13 protein-coding genes and 1 tRNA gene are annotated in these 13,682 nt (G+C 50.3%); all 14 read left to right on the top strand.

Features of this window, described 5'->3' with window-relative positions; all coding sequences use genetic code 11:
* Positions 1-179: 179 nt before the first annotated feature.
* Entirely contained in the window at positions 180-1,211 is a 1,032-nt protein-coding gene (locus tag FGS84_RS13285; protein WP_138308986.1) for a lysylphosphatidylglycerol synthase transmembrane domain-containing protein, read from the top strand.
* Between the two features lie 155 nt (positions 1,212-1,366).
* Positions 1,367-2,041 (top strand): DUF6198 family protein, encoded by a 675-nt coding sequence (locus FGS84_RS13280; protein ID WP_138308983.1) that lies wholly within the window; start codon positions 1,367-1,369, stop codon positions 2,039-2,041.
* Between the two features lie 143 nt (positions 2,042-2,184).
* A tRNA-Gln gene (locus FGS84_RS13275) sits at positions 2,185-2,256 on the top strand.
* A 147-nt stretch (positions 2,257-2,403) separates the two neighbouring features.
* Positions 2,404-3,141, top strand: coding sequence for an acyl-ACP thioesterase domain-containing protein (locus FGS84_RS13270; protein ID WP_138308981.1), 738 nt, complete (start codon positions 2,404-2,406; stop codon positions 3,139-3,141).
* Position 3,142: 1 nt separating this feature from the next.
* Positions 3,143-3,976 (top strand): S1-like domain-containing RNA-binding protein, encoded by an 834-nt coding sequence (locus tag FGS84_RS13265; RefSeq protein ID WP_138308979.1) that lies wholly within the window; start codon positions 3,143-3,145, stop codon positions 3,974-3,976.
* 85 nt (positions 3,977-4,061) lie between these two features.
* Complete coding sequence (locus FGS84_RS13260) at positions 4,062-4,901, top strand: YitT family protein (protein ID WP_171042622.1); 840 nt, start codon at positions 4,062-4,064, stop codon at positions 4,899-4,901.
* Positions 4,902-5,166: 265 nt separating this feature from the next.
* On the top strand, positions 5,167-6,279 hold the full coding sequence (ugpC, locus tag FGS84_RS13255; RefSeq protein ID WP_138308975.1) for a sn-glycerol-3-phosphate ABC transporter ATP-binding protein UgpC: 1,113 nt from the start codon (positions 5,167-5,169) through the stop codon (positions 6,277-6,279).
* 141 nt (positions 6,280-6,420) lie between these two features.
* Positions 6,421-7,509: a helix-turn-helix domain-containing protein gene (locus FGS84_RS13250; protein ID WP_002566963.1), complete on the top strand. Its 1,089-nt coding sequence runs from the start codon at positions 6,421-6,423 to the stop codon at positions 7,507-7,509.
* Positions 7,510-7,523: 14 nt separating this feature from the next.
* Positions 7,524-8,195, top strand: coding sequence for a cell division ATP-binding protein FtsE (ftsE, locus tag FGS84_RS13245; protein WP_138308972.1), 672 nt, complete (start codon positions 7,524-7,526; stop codon positions 8,193-8,195).
* Positions 8,196-8,276: 81 nt separating this feature from the next.
* Positions 8,277-9,185: a permease-like cell division protein FtsX gene (locus FGS84_RS13240; RefSeq protein ID WP_138308970.1), complete on the top strand. Its 909-nt coding sequence runs from the start codon at positions 8,277-8,279 to the stop codon at positions 9,183-9,185.
* Positions 9,186-9,200: 15 nt separating this feature from the next.
* Entirely contained in the window at positions 9,201-10,418 is a 1,218-nt protein-coding gene (locus FGS84_RS13235) for a M23 family metallopeptidase (RefSeq protein ID WP_138308967.1), read from the top strand.
* A gap of 42 nt (positions 10,419-10,460) precedes the next feature.
* The gene (locus FGS84_RS13230) at positions 10,461-11,870 is read left to right on the top strand and encodes a S41 family peptidase (protein ID WP_138308964.1); all 1,410 of its coding nucleotides are present in this window, start codon (positions 10,461-10,463) and stop codon (positions 11,868-11,870) included.
* A 95-nt stretch (positions 11,871-11,965) separates the two neighbouring features.
* Positions 11,966-12,652: a response regulator transcription factor gene (locus tag FGS84_RS13225; protein ID WP_138308962.1), complete on the top strand. Its 687-nt coding sequence runs from the start codon at positions 11,966-11,968 to the stop codon at positions 12,650-12,652.
* Positions 12,639-13,628, top strand: a complete 990-nt coding sequence (locus tag FGS84_RS13220) for a HAMP domain-containing sensor histidine kinase (RefSeq protein ID WP_138308959.1) — start codon at positions 12,639-12,641, stop codon at positions 13,626-13,628. Before FGS84_RS13225 ends, FGS84_RS13220 begins: the two co-directional genes overlap by 14 nt.
* Positions 13,629-13,682: the final 54 nt, after the last annotated feature.

The raw sequence follows: 13,682 nt of genomic DNA, 5'->3' as shown, positions 1-13,682 counted from the left end.
GGTAAGGCAACGGACTCTGACTCCGTCATTTCAAGGTTCGAATCCTTGTAGCCCAGTTTGATAAATCTTGGTCCCGTAGGCATCCTGCCTGACGGGATTTTTTGTTATATTTCCCTTTAGCGGGACAGGAATCTGCGGGAAGGGAAACCCGGGGGCATGACAGGGAGAGGGGGTAAGATATGTCTGATAAAAAGAAAAATCTGCTCAATGGAATATTCCTGCTGGTTGTGTTTATTCTGACCATTTACAGTGTATTTGCAGGTGAGGACCTGAGCGACATAGCGGACACCATATCCGAGGCGTCTCCCGGTTTCCTGCTTCTGGGGGTTGCCTGCGTTATTTTTTTCATATGGTCGGAGTCGGCCATCCTGCACTACCTGTTCGGTACCCTGAGTATTAAGACAAAGCGAAGAACCTGCTTCCTGTATTCCTCCGTTGGTTTTTTCTTCAGCTGCATCACTCCCTCGGCAGGGGGAGGCCAGCCGGCCCAGGTATACTATATGAGGAAGAACATGATACCGGTTCCTGTGGCCACAGTGGTGCTCATGGTGGTAACCATTACCTATAAGTCGGTGCTGGTGGTCATTGGCTGCCTGCTGGCCATATTTGGCCAGGGCTTTTTAAACCGCTACCTGTACGAGGTTATGCCTGTGTACTATCTGGGGCTGGGGCTGAATGTGGTGTTCTGCGCAGCCATGCTGATTCTGGCTTTCCATACATCCCTTGCAAAAGACATGGTAATGCGCCTTCTGGGGCTTATGGAGCGCTTCCGTTTTCTCAAGAAAAAGACATCCAGGACAGAGCGTCTGCTCCTTACCATGGAGCATTATAATGATACGGCTGCCTTCCTGCGCCAGCACAAGCATGTACTTCTTAAGGTGCTGTTACTTACCATTCTCCAGCGGCTGGCCTTGTTTTCGGTTACATATTTCGTGTACAGGGCCTTTGGGCTTAAGGGAACCACCATGATTACCCTGGTTCTGCTCCAGTCAACCATTTCCGTATCCGCTGACATGCTTCCTCTTCCGGGAGGCATGGGAATCAGCGAACATCTGTTCCTGACCATATTCGACCCGATTTTTTACGGGGACCTGCTTTTGCCGGCCATGGTATTGTCCAGGGGCATAGCCTATTATGTGCAGCTGGGGTTCAGTGCTGCAGTGACCATGTACGCACATGTTACCTTGGTGAGAAAACACAGAAAAATCTAAAAAAAATTTAGGTAATCTAAAAAACATTATGCATTGTGACGAAAATATGAAGCCAACTTAAGTTAGAATGCCCATTGTGGGCTGTGGTTTTACGTGCTATCATTAGATATATAAAAATATTTAGGTCATACAAAAATTTTTAGAGGTGTAAGCACGTGAAAAATTCAGATAAGTTGAAGCGTTACAGCATGTTCATTGCAGGCGTTATATTCAGCGCTTTGGGAATCAGCCTGATTACAAAAGCAGGTCTGGGCACATCGCCCATTACCAGCCTGGCCTTTGTACTGACGTTTATTTTTCCCCACAGCCTGGGGGAGTTTACCATGCTGGTGAATACGGTTATGTTCCTGATACAGGCGGCCCTTTTAGGAAAAGCCTTTGGAAAAGTGCAGCTGCTCCAGCTTCCGGCCGCTCTGCTGTTTTCCGCATGTATAGACGGATGGATGTATATCCTGGGATTCTGGAAGACCGGCGGTTATGTGGGGCAGGTGCTTATGCTTCTGCTGGGCTGTGTGTTTCTGGGCCTGGGTATTGCCTTTGAGGTGATTCCCAATGTGCTTATCCTTCCCGGGGAAGGGCTGGTGCGCGTCATTGCCGGACTGACAGGCTGGAGGTTCGGCCTGGTGAAGACTGGTTTTGACATGACCATTGTGGCAAGCGCTGTTGCGGTTTCCCTGTTTTTTACAGGCCATGTGCTGGGAATCAGAGAGGGGACCGTGCTGGCCGCCCTTATTGTGGGGAGCATTTCCCATTTCTTTATAGAGAAGGTTTCCAACCTGCTGGAAGGCTGGATTCCGGATTACTCCGATGCAGGGGATGCCTGTCCCTAGAGCCGGCATAGGGGATATTTGAAAAATATATTTAAAAAATTAAAAAAGTTCTTGACTAAATGCCACAATATGGGTATAATAAACTCCGCAGCCGCCAATCAGGACAAACAGTCAGGGCAGGGCGCTGCGGATTAATTGAATAATGGGCTATCGCCAAATGGTAAGGCAACGGACTCTGACTCCGTCATTTCAAGGTTCGAATCCTTGTAGCCCAGTTACAAATCCCACAGATGAAAGTCTGTGGGATTTTGCTTGTATACCCTAGGGAGTTTATGATACAATGAAGGGCGTAATACCGGGGCGGGGCATGGCAGTACCGGACACAGAGGCAGCTGCCCGGGCCCCGGGAGAATGAGGTAGATATGTATACATTTAACAGCAGGGTCCGTTACAGTGAGACGGACGAAGAAGGATGCCTATCGGTTTCAGGCATTATTAACTACATGCAGGACTGCAGCACATTCCAGTCAGAGGACTGCGGGGTGGGAGTGGGTTATCTGGAGGCCAGCCGTAAAGCATGGCTTTTGTCATCCTGGCAGATTATGATAGACCGGTATCCGGGGCTGGGGGAGAAGCTGGTGGTGGGAACATGGCATTGCGCGTCAAAGGGCATATACGGCTACCGCAACTTTGTTCTGCGGGATGCGGAGGGGATAGATGTGGTCAGGGCGGAGTCCTTGTGGTTCCTCTACGATATAGATAAGAACATACCCATCCGGGTGCGGCCGGAGGACACGGCTCCCTACGGCGAGCCGGAGCCAAGGCTGGTATTAAGTCCCTGCCCCAGAAAGATACCTGTGCCGGAGGACTGCGCTGCAGGTGAGCCGATTGTGGTTGCCAGGCACCACATTGACACCAACCATCATGTGAATAATGCCCAGTATGTGGAGATGGCCAGGGAGGCCATACCGGAAGGGCTTGTGATAGAGGAGATACGCGCTGATTATAAAAAGGCAGCTGTATTGGGAGACGTCCTGATTCCCCGTGTAAGCATGGCCCAGGGCCGGGACTGTCGGGAGTGGACCGTGGTCCTTGAGGGCGGCACAGGAGAAATCTGCGCTGTGGTATGGCTGAGGACAAAAGGACAGGAGGAAAATTGAGATGATTGAATTAGGAAAAGTGCAGGAGCTTGAAATAATAAGAACAAAGGAATTCGGAGTATATCTGGCTGAGAAGGCGGGGGACGAGGCGGCAGTTCTCCTCCCTAAAAAACAGGTGCCTGAAGGAGCCGGGATAGGGGACAAGGTGGAGGTGTTCATCTATAAGGATTCATCAGACCGTCTGATAGCCACCACAGGCAAGCCCAAACTGCAGGTGGGAGAGACTGCCAAGCTGGAGGTTAAGGACGTAGCCAAAATCGGGGCATTCCTGGACATGGGACTGGAAAAGGACCTGCTGCTTCCCTTTAAGGAGCAGACCCATCCGGTGAGAAAGGGGGAGCAGTGCCTTGTAACCCTGTATGTGGACAAGAGCAGGCGTCTGGCGGCAACCATGCGGGTCTATTCCCATATGAGCAACCAGTCTCCCTATAAGGCAGAGGACTGGGTTACGGGAACTATTTATGAAATCAATGAAAATATCGGGGCTTTTGTGGCGGTGGACCACAAATATTACGGGCTTATTCCCAAGAAGGAGCTCTACGGCCGGTTCAGGGAAGGCGATACGGTCCAGGCCAGGGTTACCAGGGTGCGGGAGGACGGAAAGCTGGACTTGTGCGTCAGGGAGAAGTCCTATGTACAGATGGGGACAGATGCGGAGCAGGTGCTAAAAATCATAGATGATTTCGATGGGGTGCTTCCCTTTAATGATAAGGCAAAGCCGGAGGTCATCATGCGTGAGTTCAGCATGAGCAAAAATGCTTTTAAGCGTGCTGTGGGCAGGCTTTTAAAGGAAGGAAAGATTCGTATTACGGACAAGACCATTGAACGCGTATAGGCGTATGGAATGGAGCTGTAAGGCACATACTTTTAGTACATTATAAAAAGTGCCGGGGCATGGGCTGGGGAAAGGAAGAAGAAACATGAAGAAGAGGAATCCGGCGGTGGATTATGCCATGATTGTGGCAGGGACCTTCCTGATTGGCTTTGCCATCAAGAATATTTACGACCCTGTGAGCATGGTTACAGGCGGTGTGTCGGGCGTGGCTATCATTGCCAAGGAACTTTGGTCGGTTCCGCTGTGGCTGACCAATACCGTGCTCAATATTCCGCTGTTTGCAGCCGGATTCTTTTTCTGCGGCTGGAGGTTCATCAAGCGCACCCTTTTTGCAACGGTTATGCTCTCGGTTTCCCTGTATGTGCTGCCGGAGGCTTCCTATCTGGGAAACGACCTGTTTCTGTCGGCCCTGTTCGGGGGAATCATAAGCGGCGTTGGAACCGGCCTGGTGTTCCTGACCAGCTGCACCACCGGAGGTACGGATTTGCTGGCCGCCCTGATTCAGAAACGCCTTAAGCACTATACGCTGGCCCAAATCATGCAGGTTCTGGACGGAGTGATAGTGGTGGCCGGCGCTTCCGTGTTCGGCATCAGAACCGCCCTGTATGCCCTCATCGCCATATTCTGTGTGGCAAAGGTCACGGACGGCCTGATAGAGGGACTTAAATTTTCCAAGCAGGCTTATATTATTTCCGAGCATTACCAGGAGATTGCAGAGGCCATTATGGAGCAGATGGGAAGGGGCGTGACCAGCCTGGCGGCCAGGGGCATGTACTCGGACCAGGAGAAAAAGATGCTGTTCTGTGTTGTTTCCAAGAAGGAAATCGTGCGGCTGAAGGAGATTGTGTCGGAGTTTGACAGCAGTGCATTTGTCATTGTAAGTGACGCCAGAGAGGTATTTGGTGAAGGATTTATCGAATATTAGCCCCTGAATTTTGTGGCTTTTGCCGATATTTTTGGGAAAAACATAGTTGATTAACATAATTAACAAAAAGTTGGCGGCAAATATTGGAATACTTTGTGATTTAGGACATTTTTTTTTCCTCGTATACAAATTAGCTAAATCCCTAATTTTGATTTTGTGGATTTGCGATATGGATTCCCCGGGGGGATTCATGTATTATAAGAGCAGTTACAAAAGAGGGTAAAACACATATGTGTCAAGTGTATTATTAGGAGGAAAAAACAGAATGGCTAGTTTATCACTGAAGAACGTAACAAAGAAATATCCAAACGGATTTGTAGCAGTTAAAGAATTTAATCTTGAAATCGCCGATAAGGAATTCATCATATTCGTAGGCCCCTCAGGATGCGGTAAGTCCACAACCCTTCGTATGATTGCTGGTCTGGAAGACATCTCTTCCGGTGAGCTGTACATCGACGGCAAGCTGGTAAATGACGTTGAACCAAAAGACAGAGACATCGCCATGGTATTCCAGAACTATGCTCTGTATCCACATATGTCTGTATATGACAATATGGCATTCGGACTGAAATTGAGAAAGACCCCAAAGGATGAGATTGACAAGAAAGTCCATGACGCAGCTAAGATTCTTGACCTGGAGCATCTGCTGGACCGTAAGCCGAAGGCCCTTTCCGGCGGCCAGAGACAGCGTGTTGCCATGGGCCGTGCCATTGTCCGCAGCCCCAAGGTATTCCTGATGGACGAGCCGCTGTCCAACCTGGATGCAAAGCTGAGAGGCCAGATGCGTGTTGAGATTTCCAAGCTTCACCAGAGACTGGAGACCACCATCATTTACGTTACCCATGATCAGACAGAGGCCATGACACTGGGTACCAGAATCGTTGTTATGAAGGACGGCATCATCCAGCAGGTGGATAACCCACAGAATCTGTACGATAAGCCATGCAACAAGTTCGTGGCCGGATTCATCGGGGCACCCCAGATGAATATGATTGACGCAACCGTGGGCAAGGACGGCGCGCTGACCACCTTAAGCTTCGGCGGACATACCGTAGCCCTGTCAGAAGCCAAGTCCAAGAAGTTAGAGGAAGCAGGATACATAGGCAAGGTAGTTACCCTGGGTATCCGTCCGGAGGACCTTCACGACGAGGAGTCTTACCTGGCTATGTCACCAAAGAGCGTGTTTGAGGCTACTGTCCGTGTATACGAGATGTTAGGCTCCGAGGTTCTGTTATACTTTGATATCGAGGATGCAAATTTTGTGGCAAAAGTAAATCCGCGCACCACCGCAAGGCCTGGCGATACCATCAAGCTGGCCATGGATTTAGAGAAAATCCACATTTTTGACAAGGATACGGAACTGGTCGTTCTTAACTAATACAAAAGAACCGTAAGCGAAAATTAAGGTAAAAAGAAGCAGGAGAGTATACAACTCTCTTGCTTTTTTTGTAATTTTGCATTAAAATATGAAAATAGGGATATTAGTTACTCCGAATACGTTTGAAAAGGAGAGTATAGAATGATTTCAAATCAGATACTTCAAACCACACTGGATGGATTAAAGGCAATTACAAGAATTGATTTGGGTATATGTGATACAGAGGGAAAAGTGCTGGCTTCTACATTTACCGATGCGGAAGACTCCGAGAGTTCGGTTCTGGTTTTTGTGGATTCACCGGCTGACAGCCAGGTTATCCAGGGATACCAGTTCTTCAAGGTGTTTGATGAGCACCAGCTGGAATACATCCTCTTAGCAAAGGGAGCCAGCGATGATGTTTACATGGTTGGCAAGCTGGCTGCATTCCAGATTCAGAACCTGCTGGTAGCTTACAAGGAGCGTTTTGACAAGGACAACTTCATCAAGAACCTGCTTCTGGACAACCTTTTGCTGGTGGACATTTACAACAGGGCTAAGAAGCTTCACATTGACACGGATGTAAAGCGCGTGGTCTACATCATCGAGACCCACAACGAGAAGGATGTCAATGCACTGGAGACAGTGAGAAGCCTTTTCGCATCCAAGACAAAGGACTTTATCACGGCCGTGGATGAAAAGAACATCATCCTGGTAAAGGAAGTCCGTCAGGGAGAGACCTACGGGGAACTGGACAAGACAGCCAACACCGTATTGGATATGCTTAACACCGAGGCCATGACAAAGGTGCGCGTGGCATACGGCACCATTATCAATGACATCAAGGAAGTTTCACGTTCCTACAAGGAAGCCAAGATGGCGCTGGACGTAGGCAAGATTTTCTATGCCAATAAGAACGTCATTGCCTACAACAACCTGGGTATCGGACGTCTGATTTACCAGCTGCCCATTCCGCTGTGCAAGATGTTCATCCGCGAGGTGTTTGACGGCAAGTCCCCGGATGAGTTTGACGAGGAAACACTGGCTACCATCAACAAGTTCTTTGAGAACAGCCTGAATGTATCCGAGACTTCCAGACAGCTTTATATCCACAGGAACACCCTTGTATACCGTCTGGATAAGCTTCAGAAGAGCACCGGACTGGACCTGCGCATCTTTGAGGACGCCATCACCTTTAAGATTGCCCTGATGGTTGCCAAGTATATGAAGTATATGGAAAGCCTGGATTATTAGACCGGAGTCAGTGGATGATAGAGATAAGCAATGTAAGCAAGACCTACGAGACAGGAAATAAGGCCATCAAGGATGTATCCCTTACCATTGATGACGGCGAGTTCGTGTTTGTCGTAGGGAGAAGCGGTTCTGGCAAGAGCACGCTGATGAAGCTGCTCCTGAAAGAGCTGGAGCCCACAAGGGGACGTATTGTTGTAAACGATATGGACCTGGGAAAGATGCCGAGAAGGTATATTCCCAAATACCGCAGAAGATTAGGCGTGGTCTTTCAGGATTTCAGACTCCTGAAAGACCGCACTGTGTTTGAGAATGTTGCATTTGCCCAGAGGGTAATCGGGGTGCCGCCCAGGGTAATCAGAGAGACGGTGCCGGAGATGCTCAGGCTGGTAGGACTGTCGTCCAAGTACAAAGCCTATCCCAGACAGCTGTCCGGAGGTGAGCAGCAGAGGGTGGCCATAGCCAGGGCCCTGATTAACGACCCTGAAGTACTCCTTGCAGACGAGCCCACCGGAAACCTGGACAGCTTTAATACCCATGAAATCATGAGGCTTCTGGAGGAAATCAACCAGAGGGGGACTACTGTGATTGTGGTTACGCACAGTCAGGAGATGGTAGATGAGATGAACAAACGGGTCATTACCATGGAACGGGGGTCGGTTATCAGTGATGTGGGCGGATATTATTAGGGTGTTTCCCGGAAGGAATGTTCAAACAGGCATGAGAACTTCCGGACACGCTGCTGCCGCCGGAAAGGCAAATGAACAACAATGAGAATCAGTACATTTTGGTATTGCCTGAAACAGGGCGTCATTAATATATGCAGGAATATTTTGTTTTCGCTGGCATCCATAGCGACTATTTCTGCATGTATTTTTTTATTCTGTCTTTTTTTTGCCCTGATAGCCAATGTGCAGAATGTGGCAAAGACAGCAGAGACAACAGTGGGAATCACTGTATTTTTTGATGAGGACATGCCTGAGGACCAGATTCTGGCGGCCGGTGATGTTATCCGCGGCTGGGCAGAGGTGAGGGAGGCGGGATATATATCCGCTGCCCAGGCATGGGAGAATTTCAAGACAGAGTATTTTGAGGGCATGGAGGAGCTGGCGGAAGGATTTGCAGACGACAATCCCTTGTCAGGCTCTGCTTCCTATGAGATATTTCTGAATGATATCGAGGAACAGGATAAAATCGTGGAACGCCTGGAAGGCATGGAAGGCGTGAGAAAGGTGCGCTATTCCAGTACGGCTGTTGCAGGACTTTCCAGCGCGGGAAAGATGGTAGGGGCCATGTCGGCCGTCATCATCTGCGTGCTGCTGGCAGTGGCTGTTTTCCTGATTAGCAATACCATCTCCGTGGCAGCGGCATTCCGCAGGCGGGAGAATGAAATCATGCGGTTTATCGGCGCCACCAATTATATGATTCGGGCGCCCTTTGTGGTGGAAGGCGTGCTTCTTGGCGCACTGGGGGCAGCGGTGCCTCTGGCCGGCATGTATGTCCTGTACCAGAGGGCGGTCATATATATAGGTGAGCACTACCAGATGCTGACAGGCATGTTTGAGCCCATACCGCTGGGGGATATCTTCCCCTGCATGGCGGCAACAGCCGGGTGTCTGGGCATAGGCATTGGTTTTTTTGTCAGCTACTTTACCATCCACCGTCACTTAAAGGTATAGGGAAGGAGGATGTGAATGAGGATGAGACATTGGAGACATTGGATTCAGGCGGCAGCGCTGTCAGGCGGCCTTTTGCTAGGCGGTATGACGGCATTTTCAGCCTATGCCACCAGTGTGGAGATAGAGGACGCCAAGAAGCAGGTATCTGCCCTGGAAGAGGAAAAGAAAAAGGTGGAGAGCACCCTGAACCAGCTGGAGGGACTGAAGGCGGACACGGCAGCTTATGTGAAGAAGCTGGACACCAGTCTGTCCTCTCTGGCGGATGAGCTGGAAGACCTGGGAAGCAGGATTACTCTTAAGGAAGATGAGATAGAACAGGCACAGATACAGCTGGAGGAGGCCAAACGGGAGGAAGAACACCAGTATGACAGTATGAAGCTCCGTATTAAGTACATGTATGAGAACGGTCAGAACAATCTGATTGATATGGTGATGGAGTCCGGCAGCATATCGGAACTTCTGAACCGCGCGGAGTACGTGAGCCAGATTGCAGAATATGACAGGAAGATGCTGACAGCCTATGCTTCTGCAAAGGAGGAGGTAGCTGCCAGGGAGCAGAATCTTGAAGAGGAGCACGGAGAGCTTCTGGTTCTTCAGGAATCCACCCAGGCCAAGCAGGCATCCATGCAGAAGCTGATGGATTCCAAACAGAAGGAGCTGGATTCCTATAATTCCAAGATTGCCATGGCCCAGGATGAGCTGGACCAGTACAATGCGGATATAAAGGCCCAGGAAGAACAGATGAAACGTATTGAGGCCGAGATGAAGCGGAGGGAAGAGGAGGCCAGGAAAAAGGCGGAAGAAGCCGGTAAGACGTATACCGTATCGAATTTGGGGAATATTAGTTTTAAGTGGCCCTGTCCGTCCAGCAGCAGGATAACCTCTAACTTCGGAGACAGGGAGTCTCCCACAGAGGGGGCATCCAGCAACCATAAAGGAATTGATATCGGCGCCAGCACAGGGGCGGATATCATAGCTGCGGCTGATGGTGAGGTTGTGATATCTACATACAGCTATTCAGCGGGCAATTATATTATGATTGACCACGGCGGCGGGGTGAGCACGGTTTACATGCACTGCTCCAAACTGCTGGTGGGTGTGGGGGAAAAGGTGAAAAAAGGCCAGGTGATTGCAAAAGTGGGTTCTACCGGTTATTCTACGGGTTCCCACCTGCACTTTGGAATCCGCTCAGGGGGGACCTATGTGAATCCCCGAAGTTATGTAAGCCCGTAACCCATCATAGGATAGAAGGAACGGACAGATAGGAGACGTAAATTGGAAAATCGTGATTTTGACAGACAGGAACATAATATGGACGGGCAGCCGGAAGGTCCGTACAGGGACTATGGGCCGGGGCCCCAGGATGGAAACCGGAATGGTTCGGGAAAGAACCGGTTCTGGGCCGGGGCACTGGTGGGCGCCCTTGTAACTGCATTCATAGGATTGATGGTGGTGGGCATGTCAGCCGGCATCTATATTTTCGGCAAGCGCGTCATGAGCCGGCAGCCCAGCGTGACCATGGAGGGCAGGGGACCTGGAATCACAGACGGAAGCGAACATAAAAGCGGCGTGGACTTTAACCGGGTGACTTCCAAGATGTCCATGATTCAGCAAATCATAGACCTGCATTTCCTGTACGATGAGGATGCCGATAAGGTGGAGGATTTTATTTACAGGGGAATGCTGGCCGGACTGGACGACCCTTATTCCACCTATTATACGGAAGAGGATTTCCGTTCCATCAATGACAGCACCAAGGGAACCTATTCCGGTATCGGAGCCATGATAAGCCAGAACAGGACCACAGGCTTATGTACCATAGTGAAGGTGTTTGAGGGGTCCCCTGCTTTGGAGGCAGGGATGCAGCCCGGGGATATCATCTATAAGGTGGGTGAAACCCTGGTGGCTTCCGAGAGCCTGGATGTGCTGGTAAACAACTATATCAAGGGCAAGGAAGGCACGGATGTGGCCATCACGGTATACAGGGCGGATAAGGACGAATATGTGGATATGTCCGTCACAAGGCGCAAAATCGAAGTGCCCACAGTGGAATACAGTATGCTGGATGACGGAATCGGCCGGATTGCAGTGTCTGAGTTTGACGTGATTACGGTGGAGCAGTTTGAGCAGGCAGTGGATGAGCTGGAGAAGCAGGGGATGAAGGGCCTGATTATCGACCTGAGGAGCAATCCGGGCGGTGTCCTGGACAGCGCTGTGAAGATGGTGGATTATATTCTCCCGGACGACCTGGACCAGTATGAAAAGGGAAAGGGCAAGACCCTGATTGTGTACACGGCGGATAAGAACGAAAAGGGCGATGTATACACAGCTTCAGACGGCCATGAGCTGAAGATGCCCATTGTCATCCTGGTCAATGGGGATTCAGCCAGTGCTTCCGAGGTATTTACAGGGGCATTAAAGGATTATGGCTGGGCCACTGTGGTGGGAACCACCAGCTACGGAAAGGGAATCGTGCAGAACCTGATTCCTCTGGGAGACGGTTCCGCCATTAAGATTACCACGGCCCACTATTATACGCCCAGCGGTTTTGACCTTCACGGAAAGGGAATTGAGCCGGATGTGGAAGTGGAGCTGGATGAGAAACTGAAGACCCAGGCCGTGGTGAAGCCGGAGGAAGATAACCAGCTTCAGAAGGCAGCCGAGATATTGAAGGAAGGCAGATAGGCAGAATAAAAGGGCGCTCCGGGCATGACAGGTCATGGCCAGGGGCGCTGTTTTTTCAGGTATGTACACAAAAGACCAAAGGATGGTGAAGATAAATGAAACACATATTTCTGGTGGAAGATGATAAGGAAATTGCAAAGAATCTTATGCGCCTTCTGGGCGCAGAGGGTTTTTTGGTTGCACATGCGTCTACCCGCGGGGAGGCTGCTGCCATGCTTGGGGGAAACAGGTATGACCTGGCGCTGGTGGATATATCCCTTCCTGACGGAAACGGATTTGCAGTCTGCACGGAAATCAGGGATACCCAGGATATTCCCGTTATTTTTCTCACGGCCTCCGGCGATGAGGCCAGCGTCGTTACTGGGCTTAACATGGGAGCCTCCGACTATATCACCAAGCCCTTCCGCCCGAGGGAGCTGATTGCGCGGATTGGAACAGCCCTGCGCAAATCCGGCCATTCCCCATCTGTTTTTGAAGTGTGCGGGCTTAAGGTGGATACGGCCAGCGGCATTGTGAAAAAAGACGGCGGGGAGGTGTTTCTGTCGGCATTGGAATACCGCCTGCTGTTGGTGTTTATCAACAATCCCAGAGCCATTCTCACCAGGAACCGGCTGTTGGACGAGCTGTGGAGCGCTGCCGGCGAATATGTCAATGACAATACCCTGACCGTCTATATCAAACGGCTGCGGGAAAAAATCGAGAGCAATCCCGGAAATCCGCAAATCATACTGACGGTACACGGAACCGGGTACCGGTTGGGAGGCGGCTATGTTCCGGAATAGAGAGGTTCGGCTGTTTGCTGTTCTGTTTGCACTGGCAACCGCTGCAGGAGCAGCGGCGGGATTTGCCATTCATCCTGCGGCGGGAACCGTGATTCTTATTTTTGCAGCTGCCCTGGGAACGGTGTTTTTTGTATTTACCCGGAACCGTTACAGGAGACTAGCACAACTGGCTGACCAAATCGACCTTGTGCTTCACAATGAAGAGCGTCTGTTTACAGGGGAAGCAGAGGAAGGTGAGCTTTCCATCCTGCATAGCGAGATTACCAAGATGACGCTCCGCATCCGGGAGCAAAATGAGTCGCTGAAAAAGGAGAAAAGCCGCCTTGCAGATTCCATGGCCGACATTGCCCACCAGCTTCGGACGCCTCTCACTTCAGCAAACCTGATTCTCACGCTGCTAAAGGACTGTACCGATGAAAAAGAGCGGAAAACGCTGCTGCGGGAAACAGAGGAACTGTTTATACAGATGGAATGGCTGGTTGCTTCGTTATTAAAAATATCACGTTTGGACGCAGGAATTGTGGTTTTCCATAGAGAACAGGTAAAGGTGGACCGCCTCATTGCATCTGCCCTTCACCCGTTTCTGATACCAATGGAGCTGCACAATGTCCGGGTACAAATCAATGTGCCGGAAGGCGCCGTGATGAGAGGGGACCAGGGCTGGCTCTCAGAGGCAATCCGGAATATACTTAAAAACTGCATGGAGAGCGTGGGGGACAACGGGATAATTGAAATTGAATGCAAGGACACGCTTTTGTATACGGAAATCACCATTCATGACAGCGGCCCGGGCTTTCAGAAGGAAGATTTATCCCGGTTGTTTGAACGGTTTTACCGCGGGAAAAAGGACAGCGGGTCCGGGTATGGGATTGGACTGGCTCTTTGTAAGATGATTATAACCGGGCAGGGGGGAACCGTTGCCGCGGGAAACCATCCGCTGGGAGGTGCTGTGTTTTCCATTCGTTTTCCTAAGTGATTTTAAATTAGAAATGACAAGTCTTTCATTGGAAAGTGACGAATCCGTCACTGA

Source organism: Clostridium sp. 1001271st1 H5 (assembly GCF_005845215.1).
Taxonomy (GTDB): domain Bacteria; phylum Bacillota; class Clostridia; order Lachnospirales; family Lachnospiraceae; genus Enterocloster.
This window is presented reverse-complemented; position numbering and strand designations above follow the sequence as displayed.

What these genes read in the sequence shown, in the direction of transcription:
- FGS84_RS13220 (WP_138308959.1), top strand. Translation starts at nt 12,639, where the DNA reads ATGTTCCGGAATAGAGAGGTTCGGCTGTTTGCTGTTCTGTTTGCACTG.
- FGS84_RS13240 (WP_138308970.1), top strand. Translation starts at nt 8,277, where the DNA reads ATGAGAATCAGTACATTTTGGTATTGCCTGAAACAGGGCGTCATTAAT.
- FGS84_RS13235 (WP_138308967.1), top strand. Translation starts at nt 9,201, where the DNA reads ATGAGGATGAGACATTGGAGACATTGGATTCAGGCGGCAGCGCTGTCA.
- FGS84_RS13285 (WP_138308986.1), top strand. Translation starts at nt 180, where the DNA reads ATGTCTGATAAAAAGAAAAATCTGCTCAATGGAATATTCCTGCTGGTT.
- FGS84_RS13225 (WP_138308962.1), top strand. Translation starts at nt 11,966, where the DNA reads ATGAAACACATATTTCTGGTGGAAGATGATAAGGAAATTGCAAAGAAT.
- FGS84_RS13250 (WP_002566963.1), top strand. Translation starts at nt 6,421, where the DNA reads ATGATTTCAAATCAGATACTTCAAACCACACTGGATGGATTAAAGGCA.
- ftsE (WP_138308972.1), top strand. Translation starts at nt 7,524, where the DNA reads ATGATAGAGATAAGCAATGTAAGCAAGACCTACGAGACAGGAAATAAG.
- FGS84_RS13265 (WP_138308979.1), top strand. Translation starts at nt 3,143, where the DNA reads ATGATTGAATTAGGAAAAGTGCAGGAGCTTGAAATAATAAGAACAAAG.
- ugpC (WP_138308975.1), top strand. Translation starts at nt 5,167, where the DNA reads ATGGCTAGTTTATCACTGAAGAACGTAACAAAGAAATATCCAAACGGA.
- FGS84_RS13260 (WP_171042622.1), top strand. Translation starts at nt 4,062, where the DNA reads ATGAAGAAGAGGAATCCGGCGGTGGATTATGCCATGATTGTGGCAGGG.
- FGS84_RS13270 (WP_138308981.1), top strand. Translation starts at nt 2,404, where the DNA reads ATGTATACATTTAACAGCAGGGTCCGTTACAGTGAGACGGACGAAGAA.